This window comes from Marinobacter nitratireducens (assembly GCF_000708045.1).
In the GTDB taxonomy this organism is placed as follows: Bacteria; Pseudomonadota; Gammaproteobacteria; order Pseudomonadales; family Oleiphilaceae; genus Marinobacter; species Marinobacter nitratireducens.
The window spans coordinates 117,809-133,577 of the sequence record NZ_ANIE01000004.1 but is presented as its reverse complement, the minus strand read 5'-3'; the positions used below and the strand labels follow the sequence as shown (position 1 = coordinate 133,577).

At 58.7% G+C, this 15,769-nt stretch carries 15 protein-coding genes; 9 read left to right on the top strand and 6 right to left on the bottom strand.

What is annotated here, in order from left to right; translation table 11 throughout:
* The first annotated feature begins 31 nt into the window (after positions 1-31).
* From D777_RS06910 to D777_RS06905, 3 genes are all read left to right on the top strand, one after another.
* Complete coding sequence (locus D777_RS06910; RefSeq protein WP_036129894.1) at positions 32-994, top strand: NAD(P)H-dependent flavin oxidoreductase; 963 nt, start codon at positions 32-34, stop codon at positions 992-994.
* A gap of 67 nt (positions 995-1,061) precedes the next feature.
* Positions 1,062-1,232, top strand: a complete 171-nt coding sequence (locus tag D777_RS17920; RefSeq protein ID WP_150112622.1) for a DUF6435 family protein — start codon at positions 1,062-1,064, stop codon at positions 1,230-1,232.
* Positions 1,233-1,326: 94 nt separating this feature from the next.
* Positions 1,327-2,133 (top strand): substrate-binding periplasmic protein, encoded by an 807-nt coding sequence (locus tag D777_RS06905; RefSeq protein ID WP_150112621.1) that lies wholly within the window; start codon positions 1,327-1,329, stop codon positions 2,131-2,133.
* Here D777_RS06905 and D777_RS06900 read toward each other — a convergent pair.
* On the bottom strand, positions 2,103-2,456 hold the full coding sequence (locus D777_RS06900; protein WP_036129888.1) for a chaperone modulator CbpM: 354 nt from the start codon (positions 2,454-2,456) through the stop codon (positions 2,103-2,105). The two genes, D777_RS06905 and D777_RS06900, sit on opposite strands and share 31 nt — an antisense overlap.
* 11 nt (positions 2,457-2,467) lie before the next feature.
* Entirely contained in the window at positions 2,468-3,427 is a 960-nt protein-coding gene (locus tag D777_RS06895) for a DnaJ C-terminal domain-containing protein (RefSeq protein ID WP_036129887.1), read from the bottom strand.
* 199 nt (positions 3,428-3,626) lie between these two features.
* On the opposite strand from D777_RS06895, the gene D777_RS06890 reads away from it, so the two are divergent.
* From D777_RS06890 to D777_RS06875, 4 genes are read left to right on the top strand one after another with little or no spacing between them, the layout of a single operon-like run.
* Entirely contained in the window at positions 3,627-4,319 is a 693-nt protein-coding gene (locus D777_RS06890) for a DUF3348 family protein (RefSeq protein ID WP_036129884.1), read from the top strand.
* A complete protein-coding gene (locus tag D777_RS06885; RefSeq protein WP_036129881.1) occupies positions 4,316-6,394 on the top strand; it encodes a coiled-coil domain-containing protein in 2,079 nt (692 codons plus the stop codon). The genes D777_RS06890 and D777_RS06885 overlap by 4 nt, the downstream gene beginning before the upstream one ends.
* Positions 6,394-7,050, top strand: coding sequence for an OmpA family protein (locus D777_RS06880; protein ID WP_051668990.1), 657 nt, complete (start codon positions 6,394-6,396; stop codon positions 7,048-7,050). The genes D777_RS06885 and D777_RS06880 overlap by 1 nt, the downstream gene beginning before the upstream one ends.
* The gene (locus D777_RS06875) at positions 7,040-7,675 is read left to right on the top strand and encodes a DUF2894 domain-containing protein (RefSeq protein WP_051668989.1); all 636 of its coding nucleotides are present in this window, start codon (positions 7,040-7,042) and stop codon (positions 7,673-7,675) included. The genes D777_RS06880 and D777_RS06875 overlap by 11 nt, the downstream gene beginning before the upstream one ends.
* Before the next feature lie 79 nt (positions 7,676-7,754).
* Here D777_RS06875 and fba read toward each other — a convergent pair whose 3' ends face one another.
* Genes fba through tkt form a run of 4 tightly spaced genes read right to left on the bottom strand, consistent with a single transcriptional unit; the run spans position 7,755 to position 13,092 of the window.
* Positions 7,755-8,819: a class II fructose-bisphosphate aldolase gene (fba, locus tag D777_RS06870; RefSeq protein ID WP_036129879.1), complete on the bottom strand. Its 1,065-nt coding sequence runs from the start codon at positions 8,817-8,819 to the stop codon at positions 7,755-7,757.
* A 48-nt stretch (positions 8,820-8,867) separates the two neighbouring features.
* Positions 8,868-10,028 (bottom strand): phosphoglycerate kinase, encoded by a 1,161-nt coding sequence (locus D777_RS06865; protein WP_036129877.1) that lies wholly within the window; start codon positions 10,026-10,028, stop codon positions 8,868-8,870.
* A gap of 29 nt (positions 10,029-10,057) precedes the next feature.
* Positions 10,058-11,092, bottom strand: coding sequence for a type I glyceraldehyde-3-phosphate dehydrogenase (gene gap, locus D777_RS06860; protein ID WP_036129873.1), 1,035 nt, complete (start codon positions 11,090-11,092; stop codon positions 10,058-10,060).
* Positions 11,092-13,092, bottom strand: coding sequence for a transketolase (gene tkt, locus D777_RS06855; RefSeq protein WP_036129870.1), 2,001 nt, complete (start codon positions 13,090-13,092; stop codon positions 11,092-11,094). Before tkt ends, gap begins: the two co-directional genes overlap by 1 nt.
* A gap of 224 nt (positions 13,093-13,316) precedes the next feature.
* Here tkt and D777_RS06850 point away from each other — a divergent pair, with 224 nt between their 5' ends.
* Both D777_RS06850 and metK read left to right on the top strand, forming a co-directional pair.
* Entirely contained in the window at positions 13,317-14,318 is a 1,002-nt protein-coding gene (locus D777_RS06850; RefSeq protein ID WP_036129866.1) for a metalloregulator ArsR/SmtB family transcription factor, read from the top strand.
* Positions 14,319-14,469: 151 nt separating this feature from the next.
* Positions 14,470-15,660 carry a methionine adenosyltransferase gene (metK, locus tag D777_RS06845; RefSeq protein ID WP_036129865.1) on the top strand — a complete coding sequence of 397 codons (1,191 nt, stop codon included), beginning with the start codon at positions 14,470-14,472 and terminating at the stop codon, positions 15,658-15,660.
* The last annotated feature ends 109 nt before the right edge of the window (positions 15,661-15,769 follow it).

Here is a 15,769-nt window from a genome sequence, read left to right as displayed (position 1 = left end):
CATTAGTTCCAACAAAAAATAAGGAATTTTCATGGCCTTGCCCGCTCAACTACGAGATCTCACCTTACCTGTCGTCGCCGCACCCATGTTTCTAATTTCGGGCCCGGAGTTGGCTCTGGCCTGCTGCAAGGAAGGCATCGTCGGGAGCTTTCCCGCACTCAATCAACGCACCAGCGAGGGCTTTGAAGCCTGGCTTGAACAGATGAACGGTGAGTTGGCGCACTACCGCGAGCAGAACCCCGAATCCACGGTCGCTCCCTACGCCGTCAACCTGATCGTGCATCGCACCAATCCGCGCTGGCAGGCAGACCTTGAACTGTGTGTAAAGCACCAGGTTCCCATTGTGATTACGTCCCTCGGGGCCGCCAGTCAGGTGGTGGAAGCGGTACACAGCTATGGCGGATTGGTATTCCATGATGTCACCAACCAGAAGCACGCCCGCAAGGCAGCAGAAGCCGGTGTTGATGGCATCATTGCCGTCGCTGCCGGGGCTGGCGGGCATGCCGGCACCATCAACCCCTTTGTTCTGGTGCATGAAATTCGCGAGGTATTCGACGGCACCATACTGCTCGCCGGTGGGCTTTCGCACGGTGAAGATGTCCTCGCCGCCAGGGCCCTGGGGGCAGACCTGGCGTATATGGGAACACGCTTCATCAATACACAGGAATCCCAGGCCGAAGATGCATACCGAAACATGATCATCGAGGCGGTATCCAGCGACATCATCCATACGCCAGCGGTTTCCGGCATTCCCGCGAGTTTTATGCGGCAGAGTCTTGAGGCGGCTGGCTACGAGATGAACAAACTCGGGCAGGCAGGAGAGATCAATTACGGAGAGAAACTCAAGCCAATGGACGATGAGGCCAAGGCATGGAAGACCGTGTGGTCAGCTGGCCAGGGTGTCAGTCAGATTCACGATGTGCCCAGCGTCGCCACTTTGGTCAAGCGGCTGAAAAAGGAGTATCAACAATCCCAAAAGCAATTGGCCTCGTAAGTTCCCGACAATGAATGCGTTCACGCATGTGTGGCCGGTAATTCGTTAAACAGGAGGCGAGGCTCAAATGGGCTTATTCAATCGTGACCCACGTAAAAAACTCCAGAAGGCTTACGAGGACAAACTGGCGAAGGCGCTTCATGCGCAACGAAACGGCGATTTGCGGACACACGGAAGCCTGATGGAAGAAGCAGAATCGATATACGCGGAGATTCAGAAGTTAAAATCTAAAGAGTGAGCACTGGCTCACCAACGTACAAAGTCGATACAAAAAGGGCAGGACGCCTTTTCGGGGTTCGCTGTAACATAATTTGTGGGTGAATCCAGTCGGTATGAAGTTGATGGAACGGATGCTGAAAAGAAAGGGTCTCGCTTTCGCTATTGTCGCTCTTTGGAGCACGTCAATGCTTGCCCATGAGGAAGAGCAACGGGCGTCCTACCGATTCTGCGAGGACCCCTGGCCCCCCTATACCGACGGTGAGGTGGGCCGTCATCCTGAAAAGGGTATGGCTGTCGAATTATTTCGTGAGTTTGCTGCCCGGATGGAGGCGGACTTCGAGCTTATGCTTTTGCCCTGGAAGCGCTGTCTGCACTGGGTTAAAACGGGACAGTTCGACGGCATTATGCTGCTGACCCGCAACGAGGAACGCGCTCAGTATCTGCTGTTTTCCGACCCCGTCCACCACGATGTCAACCTGGTCTGGACAAGGCAAGGGCGCAATTTCCAGCGGGACTTTAACTCCTTTGAGGACCTCAAAGGCTTGAAGGTTGGTACCGTCGCCGGTTTCAACTACGGTGAGCCGTTCAATAAAGCAGTTGAAGAGTACGAGCTGGACATAGACGAAGGCCCCAGCATTCTGAGCAGCCTCAAGCGACTGGACCTCAACCGGATCGATGTATTTCTCGTCAATCGGGACGCGGGCGAGCAGGCGCTGAAGTCCGAACCACTGCTGAGGAGCCGGTTAAAATATCAGGCAGGCCCCTTCGAAAAGGTTCCTTTTCATATCGGGCTATCGGCAGAATCGCCCGTCACCCGTGAGTACAGCCAGCTAAACGATACCATCGCCGACATGCGCGAGGACGGCACCCTGGAGCGGATTTTTCACCCTCACTCTTCCCCGGCCCCACTGGAGAACTGAGCCAGTCGCTGGCGCAGACAACTGATCTCCCGCCGCATCGTGTCCATCTCGTCCAGCAGGTCCAGAGACATCGCCAGGCCGGGAAGGTTTATGTTCAAGTCTCTCTGGAGACGTATTGCCTTCTGAATTCGTAGCAGTGAGGGTAAATCAAATGCCCATTGCTGCCCCTCCTCACCACCGGCCCCGGGCGCAGGCTCGACAATACCGTAACTCACCATCTTGATTACCAATTCCGCATGACAGCCGCCGCGCTCACACACCTCCCTGAGCGTGTACAGGACCCCGGAATCCTCGACCGTCAGCATTTCAGTCGTCCTGGTCATCTCACTTCTCCTTACACATGCAACTTACTGCGCGGATTGAAGTTCTTCTCGGCTTCCGCCAACTGCTGATAGAGCGCCTCAGCCTCTTGCGAATGCACCTCGGGCATGGCTATCTGCAGGATGACGATCTGATCCCCCGGGTGCTGTCCGGGGAACCCCTTGCCCTTCAGCCTGAGTCTGCGCCCGCTGGTCGAACCCTTCGGAACCTTCACGTTCACCTTTGAGCCAACGGTCGGTACTGTCACCGTGGCTCCAAGGGCAGCTTCCCAGGGCGCAACAGGCACCGTTACCAGCACATCGCGCCCCTCCACGGCAAAGGTGGGATGCGGTGCCAACTCGATCTCCAACAAAAGGTCACCGGCTTCACCACCACCCATCCCCGGTGACCCCTGGCCCTTGAGCCGCAGGTGCTGGCCTTCACGCATACCGGCGGGAATCTTTACCTTGAGTGTCTTTTGACGGGGCACAACGCGACCGTGGTCATCCACATCATGCACCGTGAAGGAAACCTGCTTTTCGCAGCCATCGAACACTTCCTCCAGAAACAACGCCAGGCGCGCATGAACATCCTCGCCACGCATGCGCATGTTCCGGTGGAAGCCGCCGCCGGCGAAGCCACCACGATGACCACCACCGAAGATTTCCTCAAAAAAGTCGCTGAACTGGCGAGCATCGGCCTCGGTATAACCACCGCCACCAAAACCCGATGCGCTCTGCCAGCCCGGTGGTGGCTCAAAGGAACCATCGGGGCGGGCTCCGTATTTTCGGAGCTGGTCATACTCGGCCCGCTTTTCCGGATCCTTGAGTACCTCGTAGGCCTCGCCGACGTCTTTGAACTTCGCATCGGCATCGTCTTCCTTGCTGACATCCGGATGGTATTTCCTGGCCAGCTTACGATAGGCCTTCTTGATCTCCTCGGGAGAGGCAGACTCACTCACACCAAGCACGGCGTAATAGTCCTTGAAGTCCATTGCATTCCTCACACTGACTGAGAAAGGGGTATCTGATTACTAATAATTGACCCGCAGCCCGAAATTGCAACATGGGGATTCCCATAACATCGCCCATCTGACGCTTCGGTCATTATCATTCCCGCGATTTAGCCAGTAAAATGGGCGCGCCCATCATTCAGGGGCGCTGTGTAAACATTTCCCGGACGATTCACCAAACATGAACCAGGCCTTCTCAGCAGCCCCTGGCGCTGCCCCGGCAAAACTCATGCAATATCTGTCGCACGCCGGAGCACCGGTAAGCACGGATAAACTGCCGTGCTTGGCAGAACGCCTGAGCCGGCTTTTTGGTTTGGGAGATACCATGTCGCTGGATGCAGCCCAGGCTCACCGCTCCCGACAACCCGGGGCACCCCAGGCGGGCACGGTGGAAAACCTGGTAAAGGAACTCGCCAACACCCGCCGGATTCTCGTGAAAAGACTCCGGGAATACGGCCATGATGTAGAAGCAGCAGACAAACCTGGCCCTGAGCCTTACATCAACGCCCTGCTCACTACCCAGCGCAAGATTGCAGCCACTACCCGGCAACTTCGGGACAAAGTTCGCAAATCCATGAAGGATCAAGGACAAACCCTGGCCCGCCTCGCTGAAATGGATGCCGTTTTTGACCACACCATGGCCAGCTACACCGGCCAGTGTTTCGCCCAAATACCCAAGGTTCTGGAGCAGCGTTTCCAGAGCCTGCGATCATCCTTCGAGCAGGATTCCGGCTCCGAAGCCAATCCCGAAAACTGGCTCCACCGTTACTGCGAGGAAGCGCAGAACCTGTTGCTCGCTGAACTGGATGTTCGGCTGGAGCCCATTCTCGGATTGCTCGAGGCCTGTCATAACGAGGTTAGTCACACCCAATGAGTAAACTGTTTTTTACCTTTGCTTTTGCCATCGGTATCGCCGTAGCCAGCTGGATTGGTGCCGGCTTTGTCGGATCGGATCAACTGGCGCTTGCCTTCACCGGAGTCATCGGTGCGGTGTTCTGCCTCGGGTTCGGCGAACTGGTCGGTTTCCGCAAAACCACAGCCAGACTCTCTGATCGACTCGACCAGCCCCCGACGGATGAGAGCCAACTGAACCGCTGGCTCGATGGATTGCCCGAACCCATCCAGTTTGCCGTGCAGCGCAGGCTTGAAGGCCACGGAGCCGCTCTGCCCGGCCCTCAGCTGACGCCGTATCTCACCGGACTTCTTGTCATGCTGGGCCTGCTTGGCACCTTCGCCGGCATGATCGTCACACTGGGTGGTGCAGCTTCAGCACTGGACGGCAGCACGGAGCTGAGTGCCATTCGTGGCGCCCTGGCGGCACCCATCGCGGGACTCAGCCTCGCCTTCGGCACGTCCATCGCCGGTGTCGCTGCTTCCGCTATGCTCGGGCTCGCATCCACCCTCAGCCGAAGAGACCGCGCACAGGTTTCCCGAAAGCTGGATCGGTGCCTGCGCCAGAAACTGCACCACTTATCGGCCGATTTCCAGCGCCACCAGGCGTTCAGCGCCCTTGAGTCCCAGGCCAACGCCCTGCCCGCGATGGCCACTGCCATGGAATCGATGACCGCCCGCATGGAAGCGCTCGGCGAACAGCTGGAGCGGTCCCTGACCCGTAACCAGCAGGAATTTCACAATACCGTGGGAAGCCATTACCAGACCCTGGCAGACTCCGTGGCCGACTCTCTCCGGGAAGCTCTGACAGCCAGTGCGCAACAGGCGGCGGACCGCATTGAGCCAATCACCGCCAATGCCATGGAACAGCTGCAGAATAAAGCCGCGGATCTGCACAAGCATTGGGCGGCCACAACCGAACAGCAACTCGGCGAACTGGCAGACGCCTTCCGGAATACCACTGATCAGGCCTCTGATCGGTGGCAGAAGCAGCTTGAAGACCAGTTGCAGGCAAGTGCAGCGCACCAGAGCGCGCTGGAGGACCAGAGCCGACAGAGCCATAAGGACATGTCAGAACTGATGCACAGGTGGCTGGCTGATCTGCAAGACAGCCAACAGCGACACCAGGCTCAGTCTGGCGAGCAGCTGACAGCCGCGAGCGAAACGCTTCAGAAAGCCAATGAACAGGCCCAGGCCCGATGGCAAACAGCGATCGAGCAGCAGCAAAATGCCGGAGCCTCGCTGCTGGAGAGTGTCAGCCAGACACTCTCGGCTCACCAGAGTCAGTTCCAGGCGGATACGGCCGCACTGATTCGCCAGCAGGAATCCGGCCTCGAGGAGCTGATTGCAGGCATCCAGCGACAGCTTTCCGACTTGCGAACCCAGGAGGCAAGCCGCGGTGAGGCCGCGAGCGAGCGCCTGGAGGCATTGGAAGCCACCGTAGCACGCCACCTGACCGAGCTGGGCACCGCCCTTGAAGCGCCCATGACCCGCTTGATCGAAACCGCCTCGGAAACACCCAAGGCCGCCGCCGAAGTCATCAAGCAGCTGCAGTCCGAGATTGCCCGCAACAGCGAACGGGAGAATGAGCTCCTGGAAGAGCGCAAGCGGCTCGTACAGGAACTGGACGGATTACTGGCAGCCCAGCGGACAAACGCTGAAGGACAGCGTCAGGCGGTGGACACATTGGTATCCGGCGCCAGCGAGATCCTTGGCGGCATCAGCGAACGTTTCAATACGCTGATTCAGGAGCAAAGCGAGCGACTGGGCAGACTCGGTGAAGACCTCACTGGCAGCAGCCAGGAAGTGGGTGCATTGAGCGAGGCCTTCCAGACCGCTGTGGAACAGTTCAGCAATTCCAACACCCGCTTGCAGGAGAGCCTGTCTGAGATCCAGAAAGCCATGGACAACGCCAGCACGCGGCACGATGAGCAATTGGCCTATTATGTTGCCCAGGCACGAGAGGTGATTGACCTGACCGTCAGCTCCCAGAAGGACGTTATGGATGCGGCAGCCGCCCTGAGACAGGCAAAGCCGGAAACAAGTGAGGCTGACTGATGGATGAGCTTCACGACGGCGAGCAACAGTCGACGCCGGTCTGGGCCATCTTCTCGGACCTGATGGCAGCGCTGGTTGGTATTCTGGTGCTGATTCTGGTCTGGGTGATTGGCGTTCAGCTGGAGTTGAGCCAGTCGCTGGCTGAAGAAAAGGAACGCCGGCAAGCCGAAGAACAGCGCCGCATGGCACTGGAGCAGGCGCTGGAGGATCCGCTGACCAAAGGCCTGGTGACCTTCCGGGACGGCCGTATCGGCATTAGCGGTAATGTGCTGTTTCAGCTGAATTCGGACCAGCTTCAAGCCGACGGCGAAGACGTTCTTCAGTCCCTGGTTGAGCCGCTTGGCACCTATCTGCAACACCATAACGAGTTGCTGATGGTGAGCGGCTTCACCGACGACCTGCCGATCCATTCCGGCAACCGTTATGGCGACAACTGGGGCCTGTCTGCACAGCGGGCACTGACGGTTACCCGGGCCTTGATCGATAAAGGTCTGCCGAAAGACCGGGTATTTGCGGCCGCATTCGGCCAGCACCATCCGGTGGTGCCCAACGAGGATGCCGAAGCCCGTGCCCAGAACCGTCGGGTGGAAATCAGTACGGTGCCCCGGCCTGATCCAAATGTTCCGGCACCGACGGAAGTCAGCAATGACAACTGAAGCCATCCAGCGGATGTCGCCGGAACAGCAGCTTGAACAGATGCGGCATCGGGGCCTGGACCGCACACATCCGGTCCGGTTTCGTTATCTGCAAGCGCTCGAACGACGATTGAGAGAGCGTGGGCTGGAACGGAGCGAGCACTGGCGCAGACTGGAACAAAAGCTACGGGAGTTTCAGGATGTCTGTTCAGATGCCGAATCTCCCGACTCCCCACCCCTTGCGCCGCCGAGACCCTTGTCAGCCCTGGCTGAATTATCAAAAGCCCTGGACAGTCAGGGGACTCCCCCGGTGCCACAACCCTCCTCGCCATTATTCGAGCTGCTGAAGCAGAGCAGCGCAGAGGCGACCGGAACGGATCAGGCTGACCAGCCGCAACCGTCCGGGGCGCCGCAGCCGCTTCGGGCTATGGCGCAGGCAAAGGCGAGGCAAGGAGAACGCTCACTGGAACAGCGAATTCAGGCAGCCATTGAACAGACGCCTGCCAACGCCGGCCCGATGAACGCCCATCGACTGGTCAGCAGGGCAATCAAGGAAATGCAGCGCTTGTCGCCGGATTACCTGAAGCGGTTTGCGGCCTATACCGACGCACTGCTGGCTATGGAAAAGCTCAACCCGAAAGGTTGACCGGAGTACAAGGAAAACGGCCGGGGAATGGCGGAGGGAGGAAACCCTCCGGGCAGGCCCGGAGGGTATGTTCAGCGGCTTACCTGACCTTCGGGTCCAGTTCACCAGCCTCGTAACGCTCAAACATGCGCTCAAGGTTAATCGGCTTGATCTTACTGGCGTTGCCGGCACAACCGAAGGCTTCATAACGGTCGATGCAAACGTCGGTCATCGCCTTCATGGTTTCCTTCAGGAATTTACGCGGGTCAAACTCAGCGGTGTTCTGGGCCAGGAAGCGACGCACGGCACCGGTGCTGGCCAGACGCAGGTCGGTATCGATGTTGACCTTGCGCACGCCGTGCTTGATGCCTTCAACGATTTCCTCCACCGGAACACCGTAGGTTTCCGGAATCTCACCACCGTATTCGTTGATGATTTTCAGCCATTCCTGGGGCACAGAACTGGAACCGTGCATGACCAGATGGGTATCCGGGATACGGGCATGGATCGCCTTGATCTGGTCGATGGCCAGAATGTCACCTGTGGGCGGACGGGTAAACTTGTAGGCGCCGTGGCTGGTACCGATGGCAATGGCCAGGGCATCCACGTGGGTTTTCTTGACGAAGTCCGCTGCTTCTTCCGGATCGGTCAGCATCTGGCTGTGATCCAGAGTGCCTTCCGCTCCAATGCCGTCTTCTTCACCGGCCTGTCCGGTTTCCAGGGAACCCAGGCAACCCAGCTCGCCTTCAACAGATACACCGCACGCGTGGGCCATTTCGACGGTACGACGGGTAACGTCCACGTTGTACTCATAATCCGTCGGGGTCTTGCCATCTTCACCCAGGGAGCCGTCCATCATCACGGAACTAAAACCCAGCTGGATGGAACGCTGGCATACGGCAGGGCTGGTGCCGTGGTCCTGATGCATAACGACCGGGATGTGCGGAAACTCTTCGATGGCCGCCAGGATCAGGTGGCGCAGGAACGGAGCACCGGCGTACTTACGAGCACCGGCGGACGCCTGGACAATCACCGGGGAGTCGGTCTTGTCAGCGGCTTCCATAATGGCGCGCATCTGTTCCAGGTTGTTTACGTTAAAGGCTGGCACACCGTAACCATGCTCGGCGGCGTGGTCCAGAAGTTGCCGCATCGAAATCAGGGCCATGGGTTGTCTCCTTCAGTTAGACTTTTAAGGTTGATGATCTGTAAATCTTTACGCGCCGCGCTCTTCCAGAACAGCGACAGCGGGGAGTGTCTTGCCTTCTACGAACTCCAGGAATGCACCACCGCCGGTCGAGATATAGGAAATCTTGTCAGCTACGCCGTATTTGTCAACGGCGGCAACGGTATCACCGCCTCCTGCCAGTGAGAAGGCGTCGCTTTCGGCGATGGCATCGGCGAGGGATTTGGTGCCGTTGCCGAACTGATCGAACTCAAACACACCAACCGGACCATTCCAGAGGATGGTCTTGGCGTTTTTCAGCAGTTCTGCAAATTGCCCGGCCGTTTCCGGCCCTACGTCGAGGATCATGTCGCCTTCGCTGACCTCGTCGATGTTCTTGGTGGTCGCGGGGGCCGTCTCGGCGAACTCAGGCGCGACGACGACATCCACCGGCAGCGGAATTTCCACTCGGGAAGCGATGTCCTTGGCGGTATCGATCAGGTCGTGCTCGCACAGGGATTTACCAACCGGGTGACCCGCTGCGGCGAGGAAGGTATTGGCGATGCCGCCACCCACGATGATCTGGTCACAGACTTTTTCCAGAGCGTTCAACACGTCCAGCTTGGTGGACACCTTGGAGCCACCCACGATTGCCACTACCGGCTTGGCCGGGTTGTCGAGGGCTTTGCCCAGTGCATCCAGCTCAGCGGCCAGCAGCGGGCCGGCACAGGCTTCGGGCGCGAACCGGGCAACGCCGTGGGTAGAGGCCTGGGCGCGGTGGGCGGTGCCGAAGGCGTCCATCACGTAGATGTCGCACAGGGCGGCGTACTGCTTTGACAGCTCTTCGTTGTCTTTCTTCTCGCCCTTGTTGAAGCGGACGTTCTCAAACAGAACCACTTCTCCGTCGGCCACTTCGACGCCGTTCAGATAGTCCTTGATCAGGCGCACTTCCTGACCCAGCAGGCCGGTCAGGTGCTCGGCGACCGGTTTCATGGAGGAGGCCTCGTCATAAACGCCCTCTTCCGGGCGGCCCAGGTGGGACATCAGCATGACTTTGGCACCGGCGTCTTTGGCCGCCTTGATGGTTGGCAGGGAGGCACGGATACGGGCATCGCTGGATACCTTGCCGTCCTTGACCGGCACGTTCAGGTCTTCACGGATGAGGACCCGCTTGCCGGCGAGGTCCAGGTCAGTCATCTTTTTGATGGCCATAATCTTGTTTCCTTGATTGATTCAGCAGATCAGTTATCAGTCGTTTTCAGCCAGCTCTGGCTGACATCCAGCATCCGGTTCGCAAAGCCCCACTCGTTATCGAACCAGCACAACACTTTCACCATGGTTCCACCCGTCACTCGAGTCTGGCCACCATCGACCACACCGGAGTGGGCATCGTGGTTGAAATCGGAACTGGCCAGAAGCTCGTCGGTGTATCCAAGAATACCTTTCAGCGGCCCCTTGGCAGCGCCGCTGAGCAGGTCATTAACCTCCCGGATTGTGGTCGCCTTTTCCACATTGACCACCATATCGATCGCGGACACGTTCAGGGTGGGAACGCGCATGGCAACCGAGCTGAACCGTCCCTCCATCTCAGGGAGCAGGCGCTCAATGCCGCGAGCCAGGCCGGTATCCACCGGAACAATGTTATGCAACGCACTTCGCGTGCGTCGCAGGTCCTGATGATGATAGGCATCGATAACCGGTTGATCGTTCATCGCAGCGTGGATGGTGGTGGTGCTGCCCTGCTCGACACCGAACGCATCGTCCAGGACCTTGATCACCGGCACCAGGCAGTTGGTGGTGCAGGAGCCTGCAGCAACAATTCGGTCCGCCGCGTTCAGCTGCTGGTGATTGATGCCGAACACCACCGTGCGATCCACGTCAGACTCGGCGGGCTGAGAGAACAGCAGTCGGCGGGCGCCGGCATCTATGTGCTTTTCGGCGGTCGCACGATCACTGTAGGCTCCGGTGCACTCCAGCACCAGATCCACGTCCAGCAACCGCCAAGGCAACGCTTCCGCCTCGGGATGCCGGAGAATCCGGATGTGGTCGCCATTGACGACCAGATCATCGCCCTGCACGTCGATGTCACCACGGAAACGGCCGTGGGTGGAATCGTAGCGTGTCAGGTGGGCGATGGTGTCGATGTCGGACAACTCGTTGATCGCGACCACCTGGAGGTGATCGCGATAGCCGTTTTCATAGAGCGCTCTCAACACGCACTGGCCAATTCGGCCGTACCCGTTGATGGCAACTCGAAAAGGCTTTGGGTTGCTCATCAGGCGTCCAGCAGTTCGTCAGCCACTTCCAGGACATTATCGACAGTGAAGCCGAATTCCTTGAACAGCTCGCCCGCCGGAGCGGACTCACCGAAGGTGGTCATGCCGATAACGCGACCGTCGAGGCCCACGTACTTGTACCAGTAGTCCGCGATACCCGCTTCCACGGCGATGCGGTTGGCCACTTCCAGCGGCAGAACCTGCTGCTTGTACTCGGCGCTCTGGGCGTCAAATACATCGGTCGACGGCATGGATACGACGCGCACCGCCCGTCCCTTTTCACGCAGCTGAGCCGCGGCGTCCTGGGCCAGAGATACTTCAGAACCCGTAGCGATCAGGATCAGCTCCGGAGTACCGTCGCTGTCGGACAGCACATAGGCGCCTTTGGAAACATCGGCCAACTGCTGGGCACTACGATCCTGATGCGGCAGACCCTGACGGGAGAAGATCATGGCCGTGGGGCCATCCTTGCGCTCAAGGGCCGACTTCCACGCTACCGCCGACTCAACGGCATCCGCCGGGCGCCAGGTGCTCATGTTCGGGGTCGTGCGCAGGCTTGCCAACTGTTCAACCGGCTGGTGAGTCGGGCCATCTTCGCCCAGGCCGATGGAGTCGTGGGTAAATACATAGATGGAGCGCTGCTTCATCAGGGCGGCCATGCGAACCGCGTTCCGGGCGTATTCCATAAAGATCAGGAAGGTTGCACCATAGGGCACAAAACCGCCGTGCAGGGCGATGCCGTTCATGATGGCGGCCATGCCGAATTCGCGAACGCCGTAATAGATGTAGTTGCCGGACGCGTCTTCTTTGGTCAGACCCTTGCAGCCACCCCAGATGGTCAGGTTGGAACCGGCCAGGTCGGCAGAGCCGCCCATCAGTTCCGGTAGCAGCGGGCCGTAGGCATTCAGAGTGTTCTGGGACGCCTTGCGGGACGCAACGGTTTCGCCGTTGTCCTGGCATTCCTGGATGTAAGCCTGGGCTTTTTCGGCGAAGTCTGCCGGCAGGTCACCCGCCATGCGACGCGTGAATTCGGCGGCCAGCTCCGGCTCGGCCTTTTCATAGGCTGCAAATTTTTCTTCCCACGCGGCTTGGGCTGCTGCGCCTTTTTCACGGCCATTCCAGGCATCGGCAATGTCCGCCGGAATTTCGAACGGACCGTGCGCCCAACCCAGCTGCTCGCGGGTCAGTGCAATCTCGTCATCACCCAGCGGCGCACCGTGGCAGCTTTCCTTACCCTGCTTGTTGGGAGAGCCGAAACCAATAACGGTCTTGCAGCAGATCAGGGTCGGCTGATCGGTGTTGGCACGGCCAGCCTCGATGGCGGCGCGGATGGCGTCGGCGTCATGACCATCGACAGCAGGAATTACCTGCCAGCCGTAGGATTCGAAACGTTTCGGTGTGTCATCCGTGAACCAGCCTTCCACTTCACCGTCGATGGAGATGCCGTTGTCGTCATAGAAGAAGATCAGCTTACCAAGGCCCAGCGTTCCGGCCAGGGAGCAGACTTCGTGGGAGATGCCCTCCATCAGGCAGCCGTCACCCAGGAAAGCGTAGGTGTAGTGATCGACAATGTCGTGTCCGGGACGGTTGAACTGTGCCGCCAGTGACTTCTCAGCAAGCGCGAAACCGACCGCGTTGGCAATGCCCTGGCCGAGAGGACCAGTGGTGGTCTCAACGCCGGGGGTGTAGCCGTATTCCGGGTGACCCGGAGTCTTGGAATGCAGCTGACGGAAGTTCTGGATATCTTCGATGGAAACGTCGTACCCGCTCAGGTGCAGCAAGGAATATTGCAGCATGGAACCATGACCGTTGGACAGCACAAAGCGGTCACGGTTGGCCCACTGAGGGTTGGCCGGGTTGTGGCTCAGGTAATCGTTCCACAGTACCTCGGCGATATCCGCCATACCCATGGGCGCACCCGGGTGGCCGGACTTGGCTTTCTGAACCGCATCCATGCTCAGCGCGCGAATGGCGTTGGCGAGATCTTTACGGGACGGCATTGACGTTTCTCCAGTGATTTTCGGGCAAAAAGAAGAGTGTTCAAAAAAGAGGCGCGTATTTTCGCCGATTAGTGTGTGCCGGGGCAAATCAACCTGCCTTGTTTTACCCATTCTTTAACCGTGGATTCCCGAAACAGGCCAATTTTCACAAAACCGAAATCTATATCAAAATTTTTTGATATGCCTATTGATTGACCAACCAAACCCTCCTACACTTCCGTGCCATGACATCCATGAACGCACACGCAAACGAATTGTCCTCCGTGGACGTACTGGCACCGATCTTCAAAGCGAGCGGTGATCCCCTGCGCCTGGAGATTCTGCGTGTGCTCCGCCGGGATACCTTCGGCGTACTGGAACTCAGCCAGCTCTTTGACATGCGCCAGTCTGGTATGAGCCATCACTTGAAGGTGATGCATAAAGCTGGCTTGCTGGAACCGCAACGTGAAGGCAACGCCATCTTCTATCGTCGCCCGTTGCATCTGGATACCGAGAAACTGACCGACCAGACCGTGCGGCAGATTTTCGAGACCGTTGACCGGGTAACCCTGCCGACACACCTGCAGGAGAAAATCGAGGCCATCCGGACCCAGCGCGCCGAGCAGTCCCAGGCATTTTTTGCCCGGCACGCAGAACAGTTCCAGGAACAGCAGGAACTGATTGCCGCGTTCGATCTCTACGCCGAACCGGTCGCTGAATTACTGCGCAAACGCGCCGCAAAGCAGAACTGGCAGACCACACTGGAAATCGGCCCCGGCGAGGGCGCCTTTCTGAAAGTACTGTCGGGGCTGTCATCACACGTGGTTGGCCTGGACAACAGCCGGGACATGCTGGCAAAGGCAACCCGCACCTGCATCGACGAGCGGCTCAACAACGTGGACCTGATTGAAGGAGTCACCGACACCCTGCTCGCTCGTGGCGATGCTTTTGACCTGGTGGTCGCCAACATGGTGCTACACCACGTTCCCAGTCCGGCTGACATTTTCCTGGACGCGGCCGCACTGATGAACAACGGGGGCTGCTTCGTGGTCAGCGAACTGTGCAGCCACGATCAGGACTGGGCAAAAGACAATTGCGGCGATCTCTGGCTTGGCTTTGAGCCCGAGGAGCTGACGGCCTGGGCCACCGACGCCGGGCTGACCGCGGGAGAACAACTGTTTATAGGCCTGCGCAATGGGTTTCAGGTGCAGGTCCGGGAATTCTGGAAAACAACCGGTCCTAAATGACCGGGTCACTTGAAGGGAATATCAAAAAACTTTGATATGGGTGTAGGTAGTTCTACGTATACTCAAACAACATCAACAACATGGTCGCCGGAACCTGTCATTTCTGACCTTCGCCGGCACGATTTTGAATCGCTCAAAGAGGAGCAAACCTATGTCTGACTACAGCATCTTCACCTCCGAGTCGGTCTCCGAAGGCCATCCGGACAAACTGGCCGACCAGATCTCTGACGCAGTACTGGACGCCATCCTGACCGATGACCCTCACGCCCGCGTTGCCTGCGAAACCATGGTAAAAACCGGCGTAGCCATTGTTGGTGGCGAAATCACCACCAGCGCCTGGGTCGACCTGGAAGACCTGGTGCGTGGCGTCATCAAGGACATCGGCTACACCTCCTCTACAGTTGGCTATGATGGCGACACCTGTGGCGTGATCAACATCATCGGTAAGCAGTCTGTGGATATCGCCCAGGGCGTTGACCGCCAGAAGCCCGAAGATCAGGGCGCAGGCGACCAGGGCCTGATGTTCGGTTTCGCCAGCAATGAAACCGACGTTCTCATGCCGGCCCCGATCACCTTCTCCCACCGCCTGGTACAGCGCCAGGCCGAGGCCCGCAAAAGCGGCCTGCTGCCCTGGTTGCGCCCGGATGCCAAGAGCCAGGTCACCTGCCGCTACGAGAACGGCAAGGTAACCGGCATTGATGCCGTGGTCCTCTCCACCCAGCACGATGAAGACGTCACCCAGGCGGACCTGAAAGAAGCCGTGATGGAACTGATCGTCAAAAATGCCCTGCCAGCAGAACTGCTGCACAAGGACACCCAGTTCCACATCAACCCCACCGGCAAGTTCGTCATCGGTGGCCCGGTCGGCGACTGCGGCCTGACCGGCCGCAAGATCATCGTAGACACCTACGGCGGCATGGCTCGCCACGGTGGCGGCGCATTCTCCGGCAAAGACCCGTCCAAGGTTGACCGTTCCGCGGCCTACGCTGGCCGCTACGTCGCCAAGAACATCGTCGCTGCCGGCCTGGCCGACAAGTGCGAGATTCAGGTTTCCTACGCCATCGGCGTGGCACAGCCGACCTCCATCTCCCTGAACACCTTCGGCACCGGCAAGATCAGCGACGACAAGATCATCGAACTGGTCCGCAACCACTTCGACCTGCGTCCGTATGCGATCACCAACATGCTGGACTTGCTGCACCCGATGTACCGGGCAACCGCAGCCTACGGCCACTTTGGACGCGACCCATACGAAATGACCGTTGGCGGCAAAACCTTCACCGCCTTCCCATGGGAGAAAACCGATCGCGCCGAAGCACTTCGCGACGCAGCAGGAATTTAAAAGCACCCGAGGATGGCTTACGCCAAACGTTAGAAAGGGTGGCGGGGGACTTCTTCCCCGGAATGTTGAAGGCCAAGGATGGCCGGAAACAAGCGCACATGGACGTGCT

Excerpts from the sequence above, each read along its gene's own strand:
- D777_RS06890 (WP_036129884.1), top strand. The coding sequence starts at position 3,627 with ATGAACCAGGCCTTCTCAGCAGCCCCTGGCGCTGCCCCGGCAAAACTC.
- tkt (WP_036129870.1), bottom strand. The coding sequence starts at position 13,092 with ATGCCGTCCCGTAAAGATCTCGCCAACGCCATTCGCGCGCTGAGCATG.
- metK (WP_036129865.1), top strand. The coding sequence starts at position 14,470 with ATGTCTGACTACAGCATCTTCACCTCCGAGTCGGTCTCCGAAGGCCAT.
- fba (WP_036129879.1), bottom strand. The coding sequence starts at position 8,819 with ATGGCCCTGATTTCGATGCGGCAACTTCTGGACCACGCCGCCGAGCAT.
- D777_RS06895 (WP_036129887.1), bottom strand. The coding sequence starts at position 3,427 with ATGGACTTCAAGGACTATTACGCCGTGCTTGGTGTGAGTGAGTCTGCC.
- D777_RS06880 (WP_051668990.1), top strand. The coding sequence starts at position 6,394 with ATGGATGAGCTTCACGACGGCGAGCAACAGTCGACGCCGGTCTGGGCC.
- D777_RS17920 (WP_150112622.1), top strand. The coding sequence starts at position 1,062 with ATGGGCTTATTCAATCGTGACCCACGTAAAAAACTCCAGAAGGCTTAC.
- D777_RS06850 (WP_036129866.1), top strand. The coding sequence starts at position 13,317 with ATGACATCCATGAACGCACACGCAAACGAATTGTCCTCCGTGGACGTA.
- D777_RS06910 (WP_036129894.1), top strand. The coding sequence starts at position 32 with ATGGCCTTGCCCGCTCAACTACGAGATCTCACCTTACCTGTCGTCGCC.
- D777_RS06905 (WP_150112621.1), top strand. The coding sequence starts at position 1,327 with ATGAAGTTGATGGAACGGATGCTGAAAAGAAAGGGTCTCGCTTTCGCT.
- D777_RS06875 (WP_051668989.1), top strand. The coding sequence starts at position 7,040 with ATGACAACTGAAGCCATCCAGCGGATGTCGCCGGAACAGCAGCTTGAA.
- D777_RS06865 (WP_036129877.1), bottom strand. The coding sequence starts at position 10,028 with ATGGCCATCAAAAAGATGACTGACCTGGACCTCGCCGGCAAGCGGGTC.
- D777_RS06885 (WP_036129881.1), top strand. The coding sequence starts at position 4,316 with ATGAGTAAACTGTTTTTTACCTTTGCTTTTGCCATCGGTATCGCCGTA.
- D777_RS06900 (WP_036129888.1), bottom strand. The coding sequence starts at position 2,456 with ATGACCAGGACGACTGAAATGCTGACGGTCGAGGATTCCGGGGTCCTG.
- gap (WP_036129873.1), bottom strand. The coding sequence starts at position 11,092 with ATGAGCAACCCAAAGCCTTTTCGAGTTGCCATCAACGGGTACGGCCGA.